The sequence below is a fragment of the Streptomyces sp. V4I2 genome, assembly GCF_030817655.1.
GTDB classification, from domain to species: Bacteria; Actinomycetota; Actinomycetes; order Streptomycetales; family Streptomycetaceae; genus Streptomyces; species Streptomyces plumbiresistens.
Map to the genome: position 1 here is coordinate 4,411,424 of NZ_JAUSZM010000003.1, position 23,095 is coordinate 4,434,518.

19 protein-coding genes, 1 tRNA gene and 1 pseudogene are annotated in these 23,095 nt (G+C 70.9%); 5 read left to right on the plus strand and 16 right to left on the minus strand.

The annotated features are described in order from the left end of the window. The first annotated feature begins 22 nt into the window (after positions 1-22). Genes QFZ76_RS20850 through QFZ76_RS20865 form a run of 4 tightly spaced genes read left to right on the plus strand, consistent with a single transcriptional unit; the run spans position 23 to position 3,822 of the window. Positions 23-670 carry an ABC transporter permease gene (locus tag QFZ76_RS20850; protein ID WP_307675166.1) on the plus strand — a complete coding sequence of 216 codons (648 nt, stop codon included), beginning with the start codon at positions 23-25 and terminating at the stop codon, positions 668-670. Further along, positions 663-1,991 (plus strand): ABC transporter ATP-binding protein, encoded by a 1,329-nt coding sequence (locus QFZ76_RS20855; protein WP_373464328.1) that lies wholly within the window; start codon positions 663-665, stop codon positions 1,989-1,991. The genes QFZ76_RS20850 and QFZ76_RS20855 overlap by 8 nt, the downstream gene beginning before the upstream one ends. Positions 1,992-2,029: 38 nt before the next feature. Then, positions 2,030-2,860: an ABC transporter permease gene (locus QFZ76_RS20860; protein WP_373464524.1), complete on the plus strand. Its 831-nt coding sequence runs from the start codon at positions 2,030-2,032 to the stop codon at positions 2,858-2,860. Then, positions 2,857-3,822: a glycine betaine ABC transporter substrate-binding protein gene (locus QFZ76_RS20865; protein WP_307675167.1), complete on the plus strand. Its 966-nt coding sequence runs from the start codon at positions 2,857-2,859 to the stop codon at positions 3,820-3,822. Before QFZ76_RS20860 ends, QFZ76_RS20865 begins: the two co-directional genes overlap by 4 nt. A gap of 12 nt (positions 3,823-3,834) precedes the next feature. Here the strand turns inward: QFZ76_RS20865 and QFZ76_RS20870 are convergent, their stop codons facing one another. From QFZ76_RS20870 to QFZ76_RS20890, 5 genes are all read right to left on the minus strand, one after another. After that, positions 3,835-4,626 carry a S16 family serine protease gene (locus QFZ76_RS20870; RefSeq protein WP_307675168.1) on the minus strand — a complete coding sequence of 264 codons (792 nt, stop codon included), beginning with the start codon at positions 4,624-4,626 and terminating at the stop codon, positions 3,835-3,837. A gap of 416 nt (positions 4,627-5,042) precedes the next feature. Continuing rightward, positions 5,043-5,684: an IclR family transcriptional regulator gene (locus QFZ76_RS20875; protein WP_307675169.1), complete on the minus strand. Its 642-nt coding sequence runs from the start codon at positions 5,682-5,684 to the stop codon at positions 5,043-5,045. A 362-nt stretch (positions 5,685-6,046) separates the two neighbouring features. Next, a complete protein-coding gene (locus tag QFZ76_RS20880) occupies positions 6,047-7,846 on the minus strand; it encodes a DEAD/DEAH box helicase (protein ID WP_307675170.1) in 1,800 nt (599 codons plus the stop codon). Between the two features lie 146 nt (positions 7,847-7,992). After that, positions 7,993-8,367, minus strand: coding sequence for a type II toxin-antitoxin system death-on-curing family toxin (locus QFZ76_RS20885; RefSeq protein WP_307675171.1), 375 nt, complete (start codon positions 8,365-8,367; stop codon positions 7,993-7,995). Positions 8,368-8,474: 107 nt separating this feature from the next. Next, the gene (locus tag QFZ76_RS20890; RefSeq protein ID WP_307675172.1) at positions 8,475-9,917 is read right to left on the minus strand and encodes an MFS transporter; all 1,443 of its coding nucleotides are present in this window, start codon (positions 9,915-9,917) and stop codon (positions 8,475-8,477) included. A gap of 191 nt (positions 9,918-10,108) precedes the next feature. On the opposite strand from QFZ76_RS20890, the gene QFZ76_RS20895 reads away from it, so the two are divergent. Further along, positions 10,109-10,180: transfer RNA gene (locus QFZ76_RS20895), tRNA-Cys, on the plus strand. 17 nt (positions 10,181-10,197) lie between these two features. On the opposite strand, the gene QFZ76_RS20900 is transcribed toward QFZ76_RS20895, so the two are convergent. The 11 genes and pseudogenes from QFZ76_RS20900 to QFZ76_RS20950 all read right to left on the minus strand — a co-directional run bounded on the left by QFZ76_RS20900 (position 10,198) and on the right by QFZ76_RS20950 (position 22,982). Then, complete coding sequence (locus QFZ76_RS20900) at positions 10,198-11,112, minus strand: chitosanase (RefSeq protein ID WP_307675173.1); 915 nt, start codon at positions 11,110-11,112, stop codon at positions 10,198-10,200. A gap of 81 nt (positions 11,113-11,193) precedes the next feature. Beyond that, positions 11,194-12,351, minus strand: coding sequence for an SUKH-4 family immunity protein (locus tag QFZ76_RS20905; RefSeq protein WP_307675174.1), 1,158 nt, complete (start codon positions 12,349-12,351; stop codon positions 11,194-11,196). 177 nt (positions 12,352-12,528) lie between these two features. After that, positions 12,529-12,994 (minus strand): annotated as a pseudogene (locus QFZ76_RS20910) (AAA family ATPase). After that, the gene (locus QFZ76_RS20915) at positions 12,994-13,131 is read right to left on the minus strand and encodes a hypothetical protein (protein WP_307675175.1); all 138 of its coding nucleotides are present in this window, start codon (positions 13,129-13,131) and stop codon (positions 12,994-12,996) included. The pseudogene QFZ76_RS20910 and the gene QFZ76_RS20915 overlap by 1 nt, the downstream one beginning before the upstream one ends. Next, on the minus strand, positions 13,128-15,437 hold the full coding sequence (locus QFZ76_RS20920; protein WP_307675176.1) for a xanthine dehydrogenase family protein molybdopterin-binding subunit: 2,310 nt from the start codon (positions 15,435-15,437) through the stop codon (positions 13,128-13,130). The genes QFZ76_RS20915 and QFZ76_RS20920 overlap by 4 nt, the downstream gene beginning before the upstream one ends. After that, complete coding sequence (locus QFZ76_RS20925) at positions 15,434-17,098, minus strand: 2Fe-2S iron-sulfur cluster-binding protein (RefSeq protein ID WP_307675177.1); 1,665 nt, start codon at positions 17,096-17,098, stop codon at positions 15,434-15,436. Before QFZ76_RS20925 ends, QFZ76_RS20920 begins: the two co-directional genes overlap by 4 nt. Beyond that, positions 17,095-17,988: a xanthine dehydrogenase family protein subunit M gene (locus QFZ76_RS20930; protein WP_307675178.1), complete on the minus strand. Its 894-nt coding sequence runs from the start codon at positions 17,986-17,988 to the stop codon at positions 17,095-17,097. The genes QFZ76_RS20925 and QFZ76_RS20930 overlap by 4 nt, the downstream gene beginning before the upstream one ends. 225 nt (positions 17,989-18,213) lie before the next feature. Further along, a complete protein-coding gene (locus QFZ76_RS20935; RefSeq protein WP_307680083.1) occupies positions 18,214-19,839 on the minus strand; it encodes a beta-N-acetylhexosaminidase in 1,626 nt (541 codons plus the stop codon). 19 nt (positions 19,840-19,858) lie between these two features. Then, positions 19,859-20,704 (minus strand): carbohydrate ABC transporter permease, encoded by an 846-nt coding sequence (locus QFZ76_RS20940; protein ID WP_307675179.1) that lies wholly within the window; start codon positions 20,702-20,704, stop codon positions 19,859-19,861. Continuing rightward, positions 20,701-21,645 (minus strand): carbohydrate ABC transporter permease, encoded by a 945-nt coding sequence (locus QFZ76_RS20945; protein WP_373464329.1) that lies wholly within the window; start codon positions 21,643-21,645, stop codon positions 20,701-20,703. Before QFZ76_RS20945 ends, QFZ76_RS20940 begins: the two co-directional genes overlap by 4 nt. Positions 21,646-21,686: 41 nt before the next feature. Beyond that, positions 21,687-22,982, minus strand: coding sequence for an extracellular solute-binding protein (locus tag QFZ76_RS20950; protein ID WP_307675180.1), 1,296 nt, complete (start codon positions 22,980-22,982; stop codon positions 21,687-21,689). Positions 22,983-23,095: the final 113 nt, after the last annotated feature.

Below are 23,095 nucleotides of genomic sequence, written 5' to 3' on the forward strand. Positions count from 1 at the left end.
CGGCGACCTGAGGTGAGCGGATGTGAACTTCTGGGAATACCTGGGCAACCGCCACCAGCAGCTGCTGACGGACGCATACCAGCACGCGAGTGCCGTCTTCCAGTGCATGGTCGTGGCGACGCTGCTCGGCGTCCTGATCGGCATCCTGACCTATCGGAGCGAGTGGGCGGGCAGCCTCGCGACGACGACCACCTCGACCCTTCTGACCATCCCGGCGCTCGCGATGATCGGTCTGCTCATCCCGGTGGTGGGGCTGGGTGTTCCGCCCACGGTGATCGCCCTGACGCTGTACGGGCTGCTGCCGATCGTGCGGAACTGCATCGTTGGCCTGCGCGGGGTCGACCCCTCGCTGGTGGACGCGGCGACGGGCATCGGGATGTCCCGGGTGATGCGGATGGTGCGGGTCGAGCTGCCGCTGGCCTGGCCGCCGATCCTGACCGGGATCCGGGTCTCCACGCAGATGCTGATGGGCATCGCGGCGATCGCCGCCTACGCCTCCGGACCGGGCCTCGGCAATGTGATCTTCCGCGGTCTCGGCTCCCTGGGCAGCAAGAACGCGCTCAACCAGGTGCTCGCGGGCACGCTCGGGATCGTCGTCCTGGCCCTGCTGTTCGACGCCGCGTACGTCCTGATCGGACGGCTGACCATTTCCAGGGGGATCCGTGTCTGAGACATCGACGAGCAGGACGGCATCCACGAGCGGGGCGACAGCCACGAGCGGGGCGACACCCACGAGCGGAACGACGACCGGCGCCACCATCGAGCTGGAGAACCTCACCAAGCGGTATCCGGGCCATCCCAGCCCTGCCGTCGACAACGTCAGCATGGAGATCAAGGCGGGCGAGATCGTCATCTTCGTCGGCCCGTCGGGGTGCGGCAAGTCCACGACGCTCAAGATGATCAACAGGCTGATCGAACCGACCGGCGGCCGTATCCGCATCAACGGCGAGGACGTCACCGACATGGACCCGGTGAAGCTGCGCCGGAAGGTCGGGTACGCGATCCAGGCCTCCGGCCTCTTCCCGCACATGACCGTCGCCCAGAACATCGCACTCGTACCCAGGATGATCGGCTGGCCGAAGGCGCGGATCAGGAACCGGGTCGAGGAGATGCTCGACCTGGTCGGACTCGACCCCGGCGAGTTCCACGGCCGCTACCCCCGCCAGCTCTCCGGCGGCCAGCAGCAACGCGTGGGCGTGGCCCGGGCGCTGGCCGCCGATCCTCCCGTGCTGCTGATGGACGAACCGTTCGGCGCGGTCGACCCGATCACCCGCGATCACCTCCAGGACGAGCTGATCCGGCTCCAGCACGAACTGCACAAGACGATCGTCTTCGTCACGCACGACTTCGACGAGGCGATCAAGCTCGGTGACCGGATCGCCGTCCTGCGCGAACACTCGCACATCGCTCAGTTCGACACCCCGGAGGCGATCCTCACCAACCCGGCGGACGACTTCGTCTCGGGGTTCGTCGGGGCCGGGGCGGCGCTGAAGCGGCTCAACCTCACCCGCGTACGGGACGTGGAGATCACCGACTACCCGACGGTGACCGTCGACGACCCGCTCCAGGAGATCTTCAACAAGCTCCGCTCCAGCAACACCAACGAGATCCTGCTCCTCGACAAACGGGGCCGCCCCTACAAGTGGCTCAGGCGCGGCGACCTGATGCGCGCCAAGGGCTCGCTGGCCCGGGCCGGAACGCTGGTGAGCGACACGGTGACCCGGGACGCCACTCTGCGGGACGCGCTGGAGGCGGTGCTCATGGACAGCTCGGGGCGGGTCGCGGTGACCGGGCGGCGCGGCGAGTACACGGGGGTGGTCGACGTGGAGACGCTGATGAACTCGGTGCACGAGCTGCTGGAGGCCGACCGGCTGGAGGCGATGGCCCACCGGCACGACCTGGAGGAGCTGCGGGCCGCCCAGACGCACGCCGAGCAGGAGGGCGTCGGAGGGATCGTCGAAGGGGGCGTCGGAGGGGTGAAGAAGGCGTGACCACCCCCGAGGTGGAGGAACCGGAGCGGCTGGAACGGCTGGAGCAAGTGCGCCGGGGAGACCGGGAAGACCGGGGAGACCGGGGAGAGATCGAAGGCGAAGCCCCGCCGCCGCCACCGGGACCCCTGAAGCCGCGCATCACCTGGCAGAAGCTGACCCTCCTGCCCGCCGTCCTCATCGCCGTGCTGCTGGCGACCTGGCTGTGGTTCACACAGGCGGACCTCGACCCGCTCACCGAGAACGCGCTGTCGGACGGCCAGGTCTCGAAGGCGCTGTGGCAGCACATCGAGCTCACGGCGATCTCGACGTTCTTCGTACTGATCATCGCGATCCCGCTGGGGATCCTCCTGACCCGCAAGGCCTTCCGGAAGGCGACCCCGGTGGCGATGACGATCGCCAACATGGGCCAGGCGACCCCGGCGATCGGCCTGCTCGCCCTCCTGGTGATCTGGCTCGGCACGGGCCAGAAGGCGGCCCTCATCGGCATGATCATCTACGCCGTGCTCCCGGTGCTGTCGAACACGATCGCCGGCCTGAACGCGAACGACCCGACGCTGCTGGAGGCGGCCCGCGGCATCGGCATGTCCCCCACGGGGGTGCTCAGGATGGTGGAACTGCCGCTTGCCGTCCCGCTGATCCTCGCGGGCGTCCGCACGGCCCTGGTCCTCAACGTCGGTACGGCGACCCTCGCGACCTTCGGCGGGGGCGGCGGCCTGGGCGTCCTGATCACCACCGGCATCACCAACCAGCGGATGCCCGTGCTGGTGCTCGGCTCGATCCTCACTGTCGCCCTGGCCCTGCTGGTCGACTGGCTGGCCTCGCTGGCCGAACTGCTGCTGCGGCCGCGGGGCTTGGAGACGGGGACATGAGACGGCGTACGTGTCTGCTGCTGGCCGGCGTGCTGGTGTCGGCGAGTGCGTGCGGCCTGACCAGCGGTTCCCCGATGGTCGACGACGTGCGGCCGGGCTCGATCGGCAAAGGAGAGCCCCTCAAGGGCGCCGACCTCACCGTGACGTCCAAGGAGTTCACCGAGCAGCTCATCCTCGGCGCGATCATGGGCATCGCCTTCGAGGCGGCCGGCGCGGACGTGCTCGACCGCACCGGCATCCAGGGTTCCATCGGCGCCCGCGAGGCGGTCAAGTCCGGTGACGCGGACGGCATGTACGAGTACACCGGCACCGCCTGGATCACGTACCTCGGCAACAGCGAGCCCATCGCCGACCCGCAGGAGCAATGGCAGGCGGTGCGCGACGCCGACCTGGAGAACGGCCTGACCTGGCTGTCCCCGGCGCCGCTCAACAACACCTACGCCCTCGCGATGAACCAGGCCAACTTCACGAAGTACGGCACGAAGACCCTGTCGGACGTGGCCGCGCTCTCGAAGAAGGATCCCGGCGCGGTCACCCTGTGCGTGGAGAGCGAGTTCGCCAACCGCGCGGACGGGCTGCCGGGCATGCAGAAGGCGTACGGCATGAGCGTCCCCGCCGGGAACATCACGCAGATGGACACCGGGATCATCTACACCCAGGCCGCGAAGGGCAGTTGCGTGTTCGGGGAGGTCTTCACCACCGACGGGCGCATCAAGTCCATGAACCTCGCGGTGATGCGGGACGACAGGAAGTTCTTCCCCAACTACAACGCGGCCCCCGAGATCAACACGAAGGCCCTGAAGAAGTGGCCGGCCATCGCGGACGTCCTCGCCCCGATCACGAAGAAGCTGGACAACGCCGTGGCCCAGGAGCTGAACGCGAAGGTGGACGTCGCCGGGGAGGATCCGCATCAGGTGGCGCTGGACTGGCTGACGGAGGAGGGGTTCGTCAAGGAGGGGTGAGCTTCCAGCCCTTCAGCAGCTCGGTACGGAGCCCTTCCCGCTCTCCAGCGCGGTCAGCGCGTTCACCGCGCCCTTCAGTGTGGTCACCGGGATCAGCCGCAGGCCCTTGGGGAGTTCGGACTGCGCGTCCGAGCACTCGTCCTTCGGCACCAGGAACACCGTCGCCCCGTCCCGCCGCGCCGCCTGCGTCTTCAGGGCCACTCCCCCGACCGCGCCGACCTCGCCGTTCGCGTCGATCGTGCCGGTGCCGGCGATGGTACGGCCGCCGGTGAGGTCGCCGCCGCTGCCGTCGCCCTCGAGCTTGTCGATGATGCCGAGGGTGAAGAGCAGGCCGGCGCTGGGGCCGCCGACGTCGGCGAGTTTCAGGGTGACCTTGGTGTCCTTGTCGGACAGGTCCAGGTAGTTCAGGGCGGCCGTGGTCGCGGCGTCCTGGGACTCCTGCATCTGCTCGGTGTTGTGCTGCTCGATCTCCTTGACGCTCTGGCCGCTCTGGTAGACCGCGTCGCGCGGCATGACCGCCTGGTCCGTGGCGAACCAGGCGTCGAGCACGTCGCCGAGGGAGACGCGGGTGTCCGGGTTGGTCGCCTCGATGGTCGTCATACGGAGCTGGCCGGTCGTGTCGCGGGTCGGAGTGCCGGAGACCGTGATCACCGGGGTGCCCTTGTTCTCGCCGAGGACATTCGCCGTGAGCCCGGGCCGCGTCAGTGAGAACGGCAGCGGCGCGAAGGCCGCCGTGGCGAGCAGAGCCACGACAGGAACAGCGCAGACAGCGACGGCCCGGGGGCGCGTGAGGCGAGAGAGCACAGGATCAATCTAACGCGACGCCCACATCCGGCCACGTCCCGGTCAGACTCCTGCCCAGCCGCCCTGACCGCGGCAGTCGCACCCGCCGCAGCCACCGAACCCACGCCCCGAGCCGAGGCCAGTCGTAGCCGCCGAAGCCACGCGCCGCAGCCAAGCCCACGCGCAGCCGCCGCAGCCACCGAAGCCACGCCCCGCAGCCGAGCCCACCCGTAACCGCCGTAACCGCCAGCCGCAGCCGAGCCCACCCGTAGCCGCCGTAGCTGCGGGCAGTCGTGCCGCTGGGGCGGCACGGGTGGGCGCAGCGGCACCCCGCAAGCGCCGGGCCGCGCGACCCACCCCCGCCCAGCCCCGACGCCGGGCGCCGAAATCACCGCACCTCAGCCCGGCCGGTGCACGTCAGTGCAGGACAGCCCGCGTCAGCGCAACGCCTCCGCAACCTCCCGAGCCGCATCCACCACCCGCGGCCCCACCCGCTCCGGCACCGCATCGGCCAGCATCACGACCCCCACACTGCCCTCGACCCCCGTAACCCCGATCAACGGCGCGGCCGCCCCACTGGCCCCCGCCTCCAACTCCCCATGCGTCAAGGTGTACCCGTCATCATCCACGGCCTGCTGCCGCGCGGCGAGAATCGCCCGCCCCGCAGCCCCGCGGTCCAGCGGATGCCGGAACCCCGCCCGATATGCCACGTGATAGTCCGTCCACGTCGGCTCGACCACCGCAACGGCCAATGCCTCCGCCCCGTCCACCAGCGTGAGATGCGCGGTCGCTCCTATGTCCTCCGCCAGCGACCGCAAGGCCGGCAACGCCGCCTCGCGTACCAGCGGATGCACCTGGCGGCCCAGCCGCAGCACCCCGAGGCCGACCCGGGCACGTCCGCCCAGGTCACGCCGTACGAGCGCGTGCTGCTCCAGCGTGGCGAGCAACCGGTACACAACGGTCCGGTTCACGCCCAGTTTGTTGGACAGTTCGGTGACGGTCAGCCCGTGGTCCGTATCGGCCAGCAGCTTGAGGACACGAAGTCCCCGGTCGAGCGTCTGAGAGGTCTCCGCGGTCACGACGCCCACTCCTCCAAGTGGTGAGGTCGGCAGCCCCCTCGCGGCAGATGCGCCACCGAGTCCCGTCGGCGACGCGCTTCAGAGGCCGCCGATCGGCCGGCGGCCCGGCCAGTTGCCGGACCGCGTCGCTTCACGGCTGCGCTCCGCGGCGGCGCTGCCACGGGGCGTATGCGTAGCCGGACATTAGCGAAGCAGGTTCGCTGAGCGGAAGGCTACGTCCAGAATCCGGGCATCACCCCGTACCGACCGCTCCCTTTTGTCCGCAAACGTACGGCGCGCAGCACCCCGCGTGCACCACACCCGCACAGAGCGCACACGCCCCAGCTCACACGCCGCCTCACCGCCCCCTCCGGCGGCGGGCGTCACCGCATCCGCGTGGCCCACTCCTGCACCTTGGCGATTCGCTGCCGCAACTGCCCGGCCGTGGCCTCGGCGCTCGGCGGTCCGCCGCACACCCGCCGCAGCTCGGTGTGGATGACCCCGTGCGGCTTGCCGCTCTGATGGACGTACGCGCCGACCATCGTGTTGAGCTGCTTGCGCAGCTCCATCATCTCCTTGTGCGAGACCACCGGCCGCCGCTCGGCGGGCAGTTCGAGCAGGTCGGCCTCCTCGTCCGGCTTCTTGCGGCTGTGCGCGATCTGCCGGGCCTGCCGCTTCTGGAGGAGCAGCTGCACCTGGTCGGGTTCGAGCAGCCCCGGGATGCCGAGGTAGTCCTGCTCCTCTTCACTCCCCGGGTGGGCCTGCATGCCGAACTCGGCGCCGTCGTAGAGGACGCGGTCGAAGACGGCCTCGGACTCCAGCGCCTCGAAGGCGAACTGTTCCTGCTCGCCGGTGTCTGCGTCTTCTTCGTCCCGCTCCTTGTTCGCCTCCTCCATCTCCTTCTCGGACTCGGCGTACGGGTCCTCCTCGCCCTCCTTCTTCGGCTTGTCGAGGGCGTGGTCCCGTTCCACCTCCATCTCGTTGGCGAAGGTGAGCAGGTCGGGGACGGTCGGCAGGAACACGGAGGCGGTCTCGCCGCGCCGCCGGGACCGTACGAAACGCCCGACGGCCTGCGCGAAGAAGAGCGGAGTGGAGATGGTCGTGGCGTACACCCCGACGGCGAGCCGCGGGACGTCGACGCCCTCGGACACCATCCGCACCGCGACAATCCACCGGTCGTTGCTCTGGCTGAACTCGTCGATCCTGTTGGACGCCCCGGCGTCGTCGGACAGTACGAGCGTCGCCTTGTCGCCCGTGATCTCCCGGATGAGCTTGGCGTACGCGCGCGCCGAGTCCTGGTCGGAGGCGATGACGAGCGCCCCGGCGTCCGGAATGCCCTTCCGGACCTCGGTCAGCCGCTGGTCGGCGGCCCGCAGCACGCTCGGCATCCACTCACCGCGCGGATCCAGCGCCGTACGCCAGGCCTGGCTGATGGCGTCCTTGGTCATGGGCTCGCCGAGCCGGGCGGCGATCTCGTCGCCGGCCTTGGTCCGCCACCGCATGTTGCCGCTGTAGGAGAGGAAGATGACGGGCCGGACGACCCCGTCGGACAGGGCGGACCCGTATCCGTACGTGTAGTCGGCGGCGGACCGCCGGATCCCGTCGTTCCCCTCCTCGTACGTCACGAAGGGAATGGGGTTGGTGTCGGACCGGAAGGGCGTACCGGTGAGCGCGAGGCGGCGGGTGGCCGGCTCGAAGGCCTCGAGACACGCCTCGCCCCAGGACTTCGAGTCACCGGCGTGGTGGATCTCGTCGAGGATGACGAGGGTCTTGCGCTGCTCGACCCGGTTGCGGTGCAGCATGGGCCGCACGCCCACACCCGCGTACGTCACCGCGACGCCCTGGTAGTCCTTGCCGAGCGGGCCCGCGCTGTACTCGGGGTCCAGCTTGATCCCTATCCGGGCGGCCGCCTCGGCCCACTGCTTCTTCAGGTGCTCGGTCGGCGCGACGACGGTCACCTGCTGCACGACATGGTGGTGCAGCAGCCAGGAGGCCAGCGTCAGCGCGAACGTCGTCTTCCCGGCGCCGGGCGTCGCGACGGCGAGGAAGTCACGCGGCTGCTCCTGGACGTATCTCTCCATCGCGCCCTGCTGCCAGGCACGCAGCTTGCCGGCGGTACCCCAGGGGGCACGGCCGGGGAAGGCGGGGGAAAGGTGGTGGGAGGCGGCGGCGGTGGTAGTCACGGTCTCCGTTTGGTGGTCGGGCGGCTCGGCGAACTGAAGGGGGACAGGGGACAGCTGGGCTACGTATGACAACCGGGCCACCCTACCGGCGGCCGGATGGTGTCAACGCGCGGACAAGCCCGGCTCGCCCGTGGGTGGGACCCACGTCACAACCGCCGCAGCCGCCCCGCGATCGCCCCGACGTCCCCCTCCGCTCCGGACGCCACATCGATGACCAGCGCGTACGCCGTGTCCTGGTCCACGCCGGCGAGATCGACACCGTTGAGCGCGAGAAAGGTCGCCGCGGCGAGCCAGGCGGTGCGCTTGTTCCCGTCGACGAGGGGGTGGTTGGCGGCGATGCCGTGGAGGAGGGCGGCGGCCTGCTCGTGGAGGTCGTCGTAGGCCGCCGTACCGAACATACGGGCGCGCGGCCGGTGCACGGCGGAGGCGAGCAGCCCGGGCGCCCTGGCCTCGGGCGCCCGCCCGCCGAAGGCGACCTCGGCGAGCGCGGTGACCTCCGCGACGGTGAGGTGCCGCGTCATTCCCCGAGCCTCCGCAACAGCCCGGCGTGCGCCGAGGCGAGCCGCTCCCCGACGGAGCGCACGCGCCGGGCCTCTTCGTCCAGACAACTCCACGACCGGTTTACGGCTCACCGCTCCCGCAACCGCATGGTCACCCAGGCTCCCACCAACGCCACCCCCGCCATCGGCAGGAACACCGCGGCGAAGGCCGCCGGATGAGACCCGGACGCCTCGGTGGCCGCATGGGTCACCGTGCCGCCTCCCAGCGCGGCGAACGCGGCGCCGCCCATCGCCAGCAGGATGACGTTGGACAGGCCGTCGGAGATCTGAAGGGCGGCGGAGTTGGTGCCGGCCTCGTCGGGGGCGGAGAGGTGGAGGAGCAGGACGCTGGTGGAGGAGATCACCAGGCCCATCCCGAAGCACCCGAAGCCCCAGGCGACCGCGAGGATCCAGGCAGGCACGGCCTCGATCAGCACACTCGGCGCGGCGGCGATCGCGGCGGCGACCAGCACCATCCCCACCGTCATCAGACGGTCCCGGTACGGCTCCACCCGCGGCCGCGCCTGCACCCACGACCCCAGAGCCCACGTGACCCCGCCCGCCGCGAGCGAGAACCCGGCCAGCGTCGGCGACAGCCCCCGCTGGGTGACCAGCATCAGCGGCACGAACGACTCGGCGGCGACGAAGGACCCCGCCGCAACGCCCCGCAGCAGCACGACGGAGGGCAGCCCGCGCGCCGCCCGGTACGTACCGCGCGGAAGCAGCCCGAGTACGGCGGGCACCAGCAGCGCGACGCCGGCGACGGCCGGGAGGAGCGAGAGGGGGCGCAGATCCTGGGCCGCGTACTGCAGCAGACCGGCACCGAGGGAGATCCCGAGGGCCAGCCGGATCCGGCGCCGGTCGACCGACCCGCTCCCCTCGGCCCGCTCCACCGCCCCCGCCGCCCGCCGCCGTATCTGCGGCAGCGCGAGCGCCAGCGGGAACACGACCAGCACCGGAATCCCGACGAACACCCACCGCCATCCCAGATGTTCGGTCACCGCCCCCGAGGCGAGCGGCCCGACGATCGACGGCACGACCCAACTGGCCGCGAACGCCGCCATGATCGCCGGCCGCAACCGCTCGGGATACACACGCCCCACCACGACGTACAGCGCCACGATCACCAGCCCGCCGCCGAGCCCCTGCACGGCCCGCCCGAGAATGAACAGCCACATCACCCCCGCGGTCCCGGACAGCAACAGCCCCGCGGCGAAGGCCCCGATCCCGGCGGTCAGCGGCCCGAGCGGCCCTCGCCGGTCCGACCACTGCCCGGACAGCACCATCCCGAACAGCGAGGTCGTGAAGTACCCCGAGAACGCGAACGCGTACAACGACACCCCGTCCAGCTCCCGCGCCGCGACCGGCATCGCCGTACCGACCGCGGTCGCCTCGAAGGCGATGAGCAGCACGACGGACACAATCCCGACACTGAGCGCCCGATACGGCCGACTCAGCACACTCTCGTCGACGGAGGGCAGGTCGGAGGCGGTGTCCGCGACGCCGGTGTCGCGTGGGTCCAGAGCGGTCATGGTCGCCAGCGTAAGGTCCACGGGCCCGTTTGACCCCTGTCGAGAGAAGGGCCCGCCCCTGGACCTTGGTCGTACGACCACTCCCACGCACCGCCCTTTCATGAATGGCGTATGGCAGTCCCGTTGCAGGGCCGGCGGTTCCCTTGAGCCCCTTGCCAGTCGGGCCATACGGTCAAGTCAGTGAGTTATACGGCCGTATGCCCGAGTGGTTCAGGGGCTCGCCTGCAAAGCGAGTTACGCGGGTTCGAATCCCGCTACGGCCTCTACTGCACCGGAACGTCTACTGCACCCGGAACGTCTCCCCGTACATCTCCCACCGCAGCGGTGTCTTCAGGTCGAGGTTGCCGTCGTCGAGGAACCGCCGCTGGGTCGTGTCGATGCGGCTGGTGTCGCGCTCGGGGTCTCCGTGCTTCATCGCCTTGCGGTGGAGGTCCAGGAAGACGTCGAGGTAGGCCTTCTCCGTGCCGTCCTGGGACGGGATGTCCGCCTCGGCCATGGCTGCCTCGCGCAGGCCGTAGAAGCCGCGTGGTCCGGTGCCGGGGCCGTGCAGGACCATCGCGTCGTAGTAGATGAACTGACCCAGCGTGCCGAGCCCGTCGAGCTTCGCGAGGCGCACGGCGGGGTCGAAGTAGATGCGGTCGCGCTCGGTGTCCTGGGCCTTGCGGAAGGCGGCCTTCTGCGCCTCCTTCGCCCAGGCAGTGGTGAATCCCGGGTCCAGTCCCTCGTGGGAGTCGCTGCCGTCGACCTCGCGCAGGGCGGGCAGATAGCGGGCGAGGCCGTTGTCCGGGTGGCTCTTCGTGTAGCGCTCGACGAGCGTGAGCAGGTCGTGGGTGCCGGTGCAGAAGCCGACGATGCCGGCCGTGTAGCCGTTGCCGTCGCCGAGGTCCTCGATGTAGTCGTACTGGCCGCGCCAGTCGAGCGTGGAGTTCTCCGCGGTCGCCAGGATCTGCTGTGCGAGTTCCTTCTTGTCCGGGGCGGCGAGACCGGGCGGCAGCTTGGCGATCAGGGCGTCGTCCCTCGCCCGTTCCGCCTCCGTTGTCGGTCCGGTTCCGGGCCGGCCCGCGCCGGAGGCCTGGGCTCCGTCGCTGTCCGACAAGCTCGGCAAGGGCGTCGAGCCGCAGCCGGACACCAAGAGGAAGATCGCCGCCGTGGCCACCGGGGCGACGGCGTGGAGGAGACGACGCGGAAAATTCATGCCGCACAGAGTACGGGCGGTCGAAAGAGTGCTCGACCGCGGGATTCCGTATCAGGGTCGATCATGCCGGGGTGCCTCCGCTCAGAGCACCCCGCCCGCCTCGTCCCGGAACGCCTCGGTCCAGTAGTGCCGGCCTGCCTGCGTCGTCGTCCCCGTCGGGTCGACGGTCGACAGGACCTGGATCATCGTCGCGGCCAGTTGGTCGTGCGTGTCCGCGGTCAGGCCGTGGGAGAGGTCCTCGTCGATCGCCCGCTCACGGTGGAGCAGCCAGAGGGTGAAGCCCAGGGTGGAGATGTCCGTGTTGAGGGGGTGGAGGGTGGCGTCGGACTCGCTCCAGTCGAGGACCGCGCCCGTCTCGCCGTCGAGCACGAGGCTGTGGTTCTCCACGAGGCCGCCCAGGCGTATCAAATGGGCTGCCCGGGGCGGGAGTTCGGCGGAGGGGTGCTCGGCGTGGTACTCGGCCAGCGTCGCCAGCGGCACGTCCGTGTCGAGGTGGAAGGGGAAGGCGTCCTCGGGCAGGCCCGTCTCGCGCAGGAAGCGGCGGGTCGCCTCGTGGGTGAGGGTGGCGGGGAAGTCGACGTCCTCGAAGCGGGCCACCTTGCCCCGGCCGAACTCCTGGTCCAGCAGGCGGGCCGGAAGGTCCAGGGCGAGCCCGGACAGCGTGCCCGGTCCCGCGACCAGGGACAGGGGCCGGATCAGCGCGGCCATCTTCCAGAACGGCGGCACCTCACCGCCCGTCCCCTCCTGGAACACGGCCAGCAGTTGGCGTGACGCCTCCGCCACCGCCTTCGGGCCGAAGCGGCCGGCGTAGGAGGCGAACTGTCCTCGCAGCGAGGCCAGTTCGTCCGTTGCGGTCGCGAACCGCAGCAGCCGCTCCAGCGACGGCGCGAGCGGGCGGCGGCCCATCAGGTCGGGGCGGTCGTGGAGGAAGTACGTGGTCGAGATCTCGCCGGTCGTGCCGTTCAGCAGGACGGACTCCGTCTCCAGGCCGCCGGGGCCCATCAGTTCGCCTATGACCAACTGGTCGCACAGGTCCGACGCCAGGCGGTCGGTGTCGCCGGTCGAGTCCGCCACCGTCCTGAGGCCCTCCCGGCTCAGTTCCGCGAAGGTGAACAGGCCGCTGTCGCCGGGGAGTCCGGGTCCCGTCAGCCAGCGGCGTGTCGACGCGTGTGTGACGTACGGATCCAGCTCGGCCTCGGTCAGCGTGATCGTCGCCGGGCCGGCGTAGGTCGTGCTCATGTGTTCCCCCGAATGTGCTTCTCTCACAGTCCCGCGCAGGGCACGCACAGCCGCCCCGTTCCGGCGGCCGTCCCAGCCGTCCCCCACTGCTCAGAACACTACGCGGCACCACTGACAACGCCCCCGGACCCAGCGCGCCCCGGCCCACCGGATCAAGCGCCCCGTCCCAGGAGACGCTCAGACCACCCTCGCGCGTTCCCTTCCGGCCAGGATCTTCGCCACGGTTCCCTCCACCGTCAGTTCCGAGGAGCCCAACCACACCCGCGACGGCCTCCGGGCTCGGCGCCAGGACGACGACGTGCAGCGGACGGGTGCGCACCAGTTGGACGTACGCCGTCAGGTCCGCGCCCAGCACCACGTCCTGCACCACGGCGGTGAAACCGGCTTCGGCGTACGCGTCCGCGGTCGCCGCCGACAGCCGGTACCGAAGCCGGAGTTGGGCCTCGCCCGCGCCGCCGATCTCACCCTCGCCGCCGATCTCACCCTCGCCGCCGGGCTCGTACTCCTCGCGTCCGGACACGATCATGCGCCGGAACACGTCACCGCGGACATGCGCCGCCCGCGGCAATCTCGCCGCCAGCGCCTGCGCGACCGTCGACTTGCCGGAGGCCATCACGCCGGTGATCAGCACGACGCCGCGCATCACACGAGATACACGCCGCCCAGCACCACGATGACCGCCGCCAGCAGGAACAGCAGGACCCACACCGCGAACTTCCCGACGCTCGGCGCGGGTTCGTAGCGCGGCTCCGTCTCCGGCTCCGGCTCCGGCGTGCTCACTGTCCCGTCACCACCGCGGCCTGCGGCCGGATCGGCAGCCGGTTGACCGGGCGGCCCGTCGCGGCGCGGACCGCGGCGGCGATCGCGGCGGGCGACGTCACCACCGGCACCGCGCTGACCGCCTTCGCCCCGAAGGGGGCGACCACGTCACGCTCCTCGACCAGCTTCACGATGCGGATCTCGGGGGCGTCCAGGGCGGTCGGCAGGGCGTAGCCGGTGAGGTCGGGATGGCGGATCAGCCCGCGCGCGCTGCGCAGGTTCTCCGTGAGGGCGATGCCCAGGCCCTGGGTGACGGCGCCCTCGATACGGGCCACCAGCTGGGTCGGGTTCAGGATCCGGCCGACGTCCTGGGCGAGCGCCAGCTCCACCACCCGCACCGAGCCCAGCTCGATGTCGACGTCCACCACCGCGCGGATCGCGCAGAAGGCGAGGCCCACGAAGGCGTCGCCCTGGCCGGTCTCGTCCAGTGGTTCCGTCGGGTGCGGGCGGCACTGGGCGGTCGCCCACAGTTCCTTGCCGTCCATCGCCTCGGTGACGGTGGTCGACAGGACGCCGTCGTACGACGTGATCTTGCCGTCGGTGATCTGGAGCAGCTCGGTGGACATGCCGAACTTGTGCGCCAGGGGCTGCAGAAGCTGGGTGCGGACCATCTTCGCCGCCCGCTCCACCGCGCCGCCCGACACCCAGGTGTGGCGGCCGCGGCTGCCCGGGCCGGCCGGCGGCTGGTCGGTGTCGACCGGGGCCACGTGGACCTCGTCGATACCGAGGGTCTCCTGGACGATCTGCCGGGCCAGGGTGGTGAAGCCCTGTCCCGTCTCGACCGCCGCGCACAGCACCGTCGCCACGCCGTCCTGGACCCGGACCGTGGCCGTGGAGACCTCGTCCGTGCCCTCCGCGCCCAGCATGTGCACCATGCCCAGGCCGTAGCCGACGCCCCGGCGCACCGCGCCCGGTTCGCCCGCGCCCTCGGGGCCGCCGGGCAGCAGCCACTCGTCCTCGGGGGTGTCCTTGGGGAGCGTGGGCAGCGGGAAGTCCCGTACGGCCTGGAGCAGTTCGGCGACCGGCGCCGGGCAGGTCACCGTCTGGCCGGTCGGCAGGACATCGCCGGTGGCCATGACGTTGCGCAGGCGCAGCTCCGCCGGGTCCACGCCCAGCTTCTTCGCCAGCTTGTCCATCTGCGCCTCGTAGGCGGCGCACACCTGAAGGGCGCCCTCGCCGCGTACGTGGCCGGAGGGCGGGTTGTTGGTGCGTACGGCCCAGCCCTCGATGAACGCGTTCGGGACGACGTACGGCCCACAGGCGAACGAGACGGCGGCGGCCAGCGCCTCCGACGAGGTGTCCGCGTAGGCGCCCGCGTCCAGCAGGATCTGCGCCTCGACCTTCACCAGCTTGCCGTCGGCGTCGGCGTGGTGGCGGTATCTCAGCAGGGTGGGGTGTCTGTGGACGTGCCCCAGGAAGGACTCTTCGCGCGTCGCGGTGAGCTTGACCGGGCAGCCGGTCTTCAACGCCAGCAGGCCCAGCGGGAGCTGGAAGCCCTGGTCCTCGCGGTCGGCGGTGGCGCCGGGGACGCCGGTGACGACGACCTTCACGCGCTCGGGCTCCAGGCCGTAGCAGGCGGCGGCCGTGTCGCGGTCGGTGTGCGGGTCGGTGGAGGCCACGTACAGCTCGACGCCGCCGTCGGGGCGCGGCACCGCGAGGCCGGCCTCGGCGCCGATCGGGGCGGGGTCCTGGCGGCCGATGCGGTAGAGGCCCTCGACGACGATCTCGCCGGCCGCGTCCGGGTCGCCGTGGCGCAGCGGGATGTGCCGGATCAGGTTGCCGTCGGGGTGCAGGGGCTCGGCCTCGAAGGCCTGCTCGGGGTCGGTGACCGGGTCGAGTACCTCGTACTCGACGATGACGGCGGCCGCCGCCATGCGCGCGGTGTCGGGGTGGTCGGCGGCGACGGCCGCGAGGGGCTCGCCGTGGTGGCGCACGACCTCGGAGGCGAACACCGGACGGTCGGCCTTGCCGCGGCCGTGGACCGGCCTGCCGGGCACGTCCTCGTGGGTGACGACGGCCCGTACGCCGGGCATCTCGCGCGCGTGGCTGGTGTCGATGGACACGATGCGCGCGTGCGGGTGCGGTGAGCGCAGTACGGCCGCCCACAGCAGGCCCTCGGCCCACAAGTCGGCCGCGTAGGGGAAGGTGCCCTCGGTCTTCGCACGGGCGTCGGCGGCCGGCAGAGCGGCGCCGAGGCCGTGCGGGATCGATTCGGGGGCGGGGGCTGCCTCCGCGGCGGTGGTCGCGGTGGCGGCTTCGTTGCTCACGCCTGGCCTCCGTCCTGTCCCTGTCCATTGCGGTACGAATGGCCGTGCCGTTCGACGGGTTCGAACGCCGACGGGTTGACGCCGCCGGCTCCCGGACCCGCCTGGTGCGGAATACGCGCCTCGTCCGTGTCCGTCTCAGTGTCCGCCGCGGAGTGCGCCTCGCGTTCCGCGACGACCTCCTTGACGGCCTCCACGACGCCCCGGTAGCCGGAGCAGCGGCACAGGTTGCCGCACAGTGCCTGGCGGGTCGCCATCTCGCTCGGCGCCGGGTTGCCCTCCAGGAGGTCGTGCAGGGTCATCGCCATGCCGGGCACGCAGAAGCCGCACTGCACGGCGCCGCACCTGGCGAGCGCCCGCTGCACGTCCGAGGGCTGTCCGTCGACGGCCAGGCCCTCGACCGTACGGACCTCGCTGCCGGCCGCGGTCACGGCGGGCACCAGGCAGGAGGCGACGAGCCGTCCGTCGACCTGCACGTTGCAGGCTCCGCACTCGCCCTGCGAGCAGCCGTCCTTGGCACCGGCGAGACCGAGCCGCTCACGCAGCACGTAGAGCAGGGACTCTCCGATCCACGCGTCGGTGACGGGGCGGTCGACGCCGTTGACGCGCAGGACGTAGGAGGCGAGGGGGTGTTCCTCGCCGGAGGGCGGGGGCGGGGGCGCGGCCTCGCCGTCCGGGGTCCGCGCGCTCTCCTCGTCGGTGTCCGCCTCCAAGGCGTGCTCGACGGGAGGCTCCGCGGCCTCGTCAACGGCCTCAGCGGCCCCCTGGGCCTCCTCGGACGCCTCGTCCGGCTCTCCGGCCTCACCGCCCCCGTGAGCGGCCTGTGAGGCGGCTACGACGGGCTCGGCGGGCGCTTCGGCGAACGACGGCTCGATGGGAGCTTCGGCGTACGACGGCTCGGCGTACGACGGCCGGGCGGGCGCCTCGGACGTGTGCGACCGGGGCTGTTCGTGGTCGTGTCCGGCCGGGCCGGGCTCGACGGGTGCGTGGGTGTCCGGGGCGAACCCCTGCGGCGCGTGCGCGTCCGAGGCGAGGCCGCCTTCGCCGGGGGCGTGCGCGGCGGGCTGCTCGTGCGCGTGCCCCGCCTCCGCCGAGGGGTCCGCGGGCACCTGCTGCGCCCACGGCTGTCCCGCGCCCTCCGTCGCCCACGGGGCGGGCGCGCCGCCCGGGAGCGTGGCCGGCGGGGTGCCGCCCCACTGCTCGACCAGGGACGACGTGGTGAACTCGCCCGATTCGTCCGGCAGGTCACCGCCGGCGACGGGGATCGACCACTGCCCGGTCACGTCGTGACCCGGCGCCGGAGCGCCCGTCTCCTCGAAGTTCCACTGTCCCGTGGAGCCCGGGTTGTACGTGAACCGGTCGTTGCCGGCGTCCTGGGGCGCCGCGTTCGGGTCGGGCCACTGGACACCCTCGGCGGGCCTCGCCCAGGCGTCCGTCGCCGCCGGGTCGTTGCCCGCGGGGGTGGCCGGGTTGGCCGTTATCTGCGGCGGCACATAGCCGTGACCGGGTGCGGCGAGCGGGTCGGCGGAGGCCAGAAGGGCGTCGATGCCGCCTTCGGGGAGCTTCACGAAGGCGGTGGCGCCGTCGTCGTAGTCGCCCTGGGGCAGCGGGTCCCAGCGGCCCGCGCCCTGGGGCGTGCCTTCTCCGTGCTGGTCGTCGGTCACGACAGCGCCCTCCCCAGTGCTCGTCGGGCCAGCGCGGCGACGGTGCGCCGCAGGTGCAGTACGGCGGGCGGAAGCTGTTGTACGGAGCCGTCCTCGGCCGGGCCCGGTTCGGGGATGCAGGCCGCGGCGACGTACTCGCCGAAGGCGCTGAGGGCCTCCGGGACGATCGTACGGTTGTTGTCCCAGTCGATCAGCCGGGCCACCCACTGCTCGGCGTCCAGGGGCCTGAGCGGCATCGGCGCTATGGCGCCCACCGCGCACCGGACCCCGCGGCGGGCGGGGTCGAGGACCAGGGCGACGGACGCGAGGGCCCGGCCCGGGCCGGTGCGGCCGGTCGCCTTGAGGAAGACCTGCGGGGCGTGCAGCAGGGGCACGCGCACGTAGCCGATGAGCTCGCCTGCGCGCAACATGTCCATGCCGGCCAGCAGGTGCGACACCGGGATCTCCCGGCGGGCCCCGCCCTGGCCCGCGATGATCAGCGTCGCCTCCAGGGCGGCCAGCACCGGAAGCGCGTCCCCGGTGGGGGACGCCGAGGCGATGTTGCCGCCCAGGGTGCCCGCGTTGCGGATCTGCGGCGGGCCGGCGGCGCGCGCGGAGGCCGCGAGCGCCGGGATGAGGGCGGCGAAGTCGGGTCGGCCCATGCGCGCGTGGGTGAGTCCCGCGCCGAGCAGGGCGTGGCCGTCCTGGTACTGCCAGCCGCGGATCTCGCTGATCCGCCCTAGGCCGACCAGTGCGGCGGGCCTGAGCTGTCCGGAGTTGACGGCGGCCATCAGATCGGTGCCGCCGGCCACGGGCACGGCGGCGGGCATGGCGGCCAGTGCCGCCACGGCCTCGTCCAGCGATGTGGGCAGCGTCACGGCCTGCGCCGCCTGCGGTGCGTGCGTGGTCAAAACCGGCTGCCCCTTCCCGCTGCCCCACCTGGTCCCACCTGTGTTGCCGTACGGTACGTGCTGACAGGGCGGACGTGGCAACTCTGGCACATCTTCGCAGGACCCGAGCGCGAGGGTCCGCTAGGAGGCATTCGCCCACCTCACCAGGGAGATGGTCCGTTTTCGCACGGCATCACCGGTGCGTACTGATTGACGCTCTTCGGTGACTCTTGCGGGTTTTCTCCCTTACCTGTTCGGGGGCGGTCCGTCGATCGGGCGGCCGAGCACACCGGGCCGCCGCTGCCACGGCAGAGGCCCCGCCGGCGGCCGGTAGCCGACCCCCAGGGCGTCAAGTCGCCGGTAGTGGACGGCCATCCGCCGCTCGAAGTCGGCGAAGTCCCGTTCCGCCGGGGCGGTCAGGGGACTCCAGGCCACCTCCGCGAAGGCCGCCAGCCGGGGGAAGGTCTGGTAGTCCACGCGCCCTTGGTCCTCCATCACCTCGGTCCACACGTTGGCCTGCGCGCCGAGGACGTGCGCGGCCTCCTCGGGCGTCAACTCCGGTGGAACGGGTTCGAACCGATAGACGTCCTCCAGTGTGCGGACGTAGGCGATGGGGACCGGCTCGTCCGCGCCCGCGTCCTGCCGGTAGTCCAGGTACACCTGCTGCTCCGGGCACATGACGACGTCGTGTCCGGCCCGCGCGGCGGCGATCCCGCCCTGGTAACCACGCCACGAGGAAACCGCCGCCCCGTCCGCCAGCCCGCCCTCCAGGATCTCGTCCCAGCCGATGAGCCTGCGCCCGCGCGCGGAGAGCCACGTGTCGAAGTGTCCGATGAACCAGGACTGCAACTCGTCCTCGTCCGCGAGTCCGAGTTCTGCGATACGGGCCTGGACGAAGGGCGACTCCCGCCACTGCTCCTTGGCGCATTCGTCCCCGCCGATGTGAATGAACTCGGAAGGGAACAGCTCCAGCAGTTCCTCGAACACCCCCTCGTAGAAGCGAAGGGTGTTGTCAGAGGGTGCGAGTACGTTCAGAGAGATGCCCCAGCTGTCCCAGACCGAGAGGGAGGTCGTGTCGATGACGTCGGTGTTGCCGAGTTCCGGGTACGCGGCGATGGCGGCCTGCGAGTGGCCGGGTACGTCGATTTCGGGGACGACGGTGATATGCCGCTCGGCGGCGTAGGCGACGATCTCCCGGATGTCGTCCTGGGTGTAGTAGCCGCCGTGCGGCTTCTCCTCCCACAGCGGTGAGGCCCGGTGACCGAATTTCGTCCGCGCCCGCCAGGAGCCGGTCTCCGTCAGCTTCGGGTACCGCTTGATCTCTACGCGCCAGCCCTGGTCGTCCGTCAAGTGGAAGTGGAAGACGTTGAGTTTGTGCGCCGCCATCAGGTCGAGGTAGCGCAGGACCCCCTCCTTCGGCATGAAGTGCCGGGCCACGTCGAGCATCAGGCCGCGCCAGCGGAAGCGGGGAGTGTCCTCGACGAATGTGCCGGGTACGAGCCACTGCCGGCCGGGGGCGACGGGAGCCCGCCGGAAGGCATCGGGACCGAGCAGCTGACGGAGCGTCTGCGCGCCCCAGAACACCCCGGCCGGTCCTCCGCCGTGGATGGTGATGTCGTCCCCGTTGACGTACAGCTTGTAGCCCTCCGGGCCGAGGTGGCCGGCGTCCTCGGGCTGGACGCGCAGCCGGACGGTCTCGCCGTCGTCCCCCGCGCCGGGCGGCAGCGCGAGCCCCGTCGCGGCGCCGAGCACGCCGCGCAGCCAGCGGGCGGTCGCCTCGGTACCGGGACCCGCGTCGATCACGGTGGCCTCGTCGATCACGAAACCGCCCGCCGCGTCGATGTCCCTCCACGTCGCGGGCGCCGGAATCATTCCCGTCGTCAAAGTCACGTCAGTCCTTAACCGCTCCGCCCAGCCCGGAGACCAGTCGTCGCTGTACGAGTACGAAGAAGATCAGTACCGGAATGGTCATCACCGTGGAGGCGGCCATCACACCACCCCAGTCCGGGTCGTCCGGCTTGTAGAAGACGAGCAGCGCCATCGGCAGGGTCGACTGCGAGGTGTCGCTGATGATGAAGGACTTGGCGAACAGGAAGTCGTTCCAGGCCGAGATGAAGGAAAACACGCTCGTGGCGACCAGGCCGGGGAAGACCAGCGGGAAAAGGATCTGCCACAGGAATCGCGCACGGCTCGCCCCGTCGATGTAGGCGGCCTCCTCCAGCGCCTCCGGTACGGCTTTCACGAAACCACGCAGCATCCAGATCGCGAAGGGCAGCGAGAAGGCGATGTGCGGCAGGATCAGCGCGCCCAGTGTGTTCAGCTGCCCGAAGTCCCGCATGAGGAAGAACAAGGGGATCGTCAGGGCCTCCACGGGCACCATCTGCGCCACCAGAAACATGATCAGCAGGGTGGTCCGGAAGCGGAACCGGAATCGCGTCACGGCGGTCGCCGCGAGAAACGCGATCAGTGCCGAGACGATCACGACCGTGCACGCCACGACCAGGCTGTTGACGAAGTAACGGCCGAATTCCTGCTGCCCGAAGACCCGCCGGAAGGAGTCCAGGGAGGGCGCGAGCGTCCAGGGCCGGGGCTCGGACGACTCGATCTCCCCGGCCGGTTTGAAGGCGCTGAGCACCATCCAGTAGAGGGGGAAGGCGACGACGACCGCGATCAGCAGCGCCGAGGCCTCGGCGGCCAGCCGCCACGGGCGCTGCACTCTCAGACGTGGAGGATTCACAGTTCCTCCCCCTGCCGGCGCAGCAGCCGCAGGTACACGAGTGTGGCGGCGAGCAGGAGCAGCAGCATCACCACGCCGATCGCGGAGCCGAGGCTGTACTTCGATGACGCGAAGGCCTGCTGGTAGGCGTACACGTTCAGGACGAGGTTCTGGCCGGCGATGCCGCCGCCGTTCGTCATGACGTAGATCTGGGTGAAGACCTTGAAGTCCCAGATGACCGACTGGATGGTGACGACGGTCAGGATCGGCCGGAGCATCGGCGCGAGGACCGAGCGCCAGATGCGCCACTGCGAGGCGCCGTCCAGGGCGGCGGCCTCCAGCACCTCGCCCGGGACGGCGCGGATACCGGCGTACACCGTGACCATGACGAACGGGAAGGAGCACCACACCACTTCGAGCAGGACGAGGAAGAAGGCGCTGTAGCGGCCGTACGTCCACGAGTGGTCGCCGAGCCCCAGGATCCGGTTCACGGGCCCGAAGTCGGGGTCGAAGAGGAGCAGCCACACCGTGGAGCCGGTCACGGCCGGGGTCGCCCAGGCGCCCAGCGCGGCCAGCATCAGGACGAGCCGGGGCAGGGCCCGCACGCGGGTGAGCAGTACGGCGAGCGCACAGCCGACCGCCAGCGTCGACACGACACAGGCCGCCGCGAAGAGAACGGTCGCCAGCAGCACCTGCCAGAACTGCTCGTCCCCGAACAGTTCGGCGTAGTTGCCGAATCCCTCGAAAGTGGTCGGTTCGCCGCCGCTGACCTGGGCCTGGGTGTACTGGAAGAACGAGATCAGCCCGAGCTGGTAGACGGGGTAGACGAGCAGCCCACCGAGGACGACGAGAGCGGGGGCGAGATACAGCCAGGGGGTACTTGTACGCCCCCAGGGGCGCGGGGCTGTGGTGGATCTGCGGCTACCGCCGCGTGGGCGCGACCAGCCACGAACGCCCCGCACCCGCCAACCCTCCACGCCCCCCGAGCTGGTAGGCACCGGCGTCACCCGGCGGAGCCGAACGCGTCGTTCATCTTGGTCGCCGCGTCCTTCGAGGCCGCCGCCACGTCCTTCTTGCCGCTGATGACCTCCTGGAACATGGTCGGCAGGACCAGCGAGGAGTCGATCTGCGACCAGGCCGGGGAGGCGGGGACGAACTTGGTGCCGGAGCTGAGGGTCTGCACGAAGGGCTTCACGAACGGCTCCTTCGCCGCGACCTGCTGGCGCACGTCCGCGAAGGTCGGCAGGAAGCCCATCGCGTCGAAGAGCTCGGTCTGCGTCTTCTTCGAGGCGAGCTGTTCCATCAGCTCGACGGCGAGCGTGCGGTGCGAGGTGCTCTTCAGTACGCCGATGTTGTTGCCGCCGGCGAACGCCGGGGCGATCGAGCCCGAGGTGACCCCGGGCAGCGGCACCACCGCGTACTTGCCCTTCACCTTCCCGGCCTCGACGGCGGTGTGGCTGAAGTCGCCGCCGATCGCCATGGCCGCCTTGCCCGCGGCGAACGCGGTGATGGTGTCGTTGCCGCCCATCCCGGCGCACTTGGCGGCGGGACAGTTGTCGTCGCCGAAGAGGGACGTGTACGCCTTGATGCCCTTCTGGGCCGCCGCGCTGTCGATGGCGGAGGCGTACGACCCGCCCTTGCCGGTGGCGAGCTCGCCGCCGTTGGCCCAGACGAAGGGCATCGCGCCGTACATGTAGGCGCCGCCGACGACGAGGCCGTACAGGTCGGGTCTGGCCGTGCGGATCTCGCGGGCGGTGGAGGCGAGTTCGGCCATGGTCTTCGGGAGTTCGAGTCCGAGTTCGTCGAAGACGTCGGTGCGGTAGTACAGGGCGCGGACGCCGACGTAGAAGGGCGCGCCGTAGAGCTTGCCGTCCACGGTGACCGACTGCTTCGCGGTGGGGTCGGTGTCCTTGGCCTCGCTCCAGTCGCCGAACTCCTTGGTGACGTCGAGGAGTCCGCCGTCCTTCACATAGCCGGCCGTGTCGGTGTTGCCGTACTCCATGACGTCGGGAGCGGACTTCGGGTCGTTGAAGGCGGCCTTGACGCGCTGGGCGCGGGTGTCGATCGGGATGTACTCGACGTCGACCTCGGTGCCCTTGTGGGCCTTCTCGAAGGCGGCGACGACGGAGTCGACGACCTTCTGCTTCGGGTCGTTGCCGACCTCCTGGAAGAGCCAGACGCGCAGGGTGCCGGTCTGCTCGTCCTTGTCGGAGGAGGCGTTGTCGGACGTCTGGGGGGCGCAGGCCGTGACGACGAGAGCGGCCAGGAGAAGAGCGGGGAGTCGGGGCGAGAGCTTCATGGACTGGTTCCTCCAAGCGTTGCAACATATGCAATGACGGTTTCGCTCTGCACAACACCACGGAGGCTAGGGACTACATGAACATGCCGACAAGAGGTCTCAACCACTCTGTG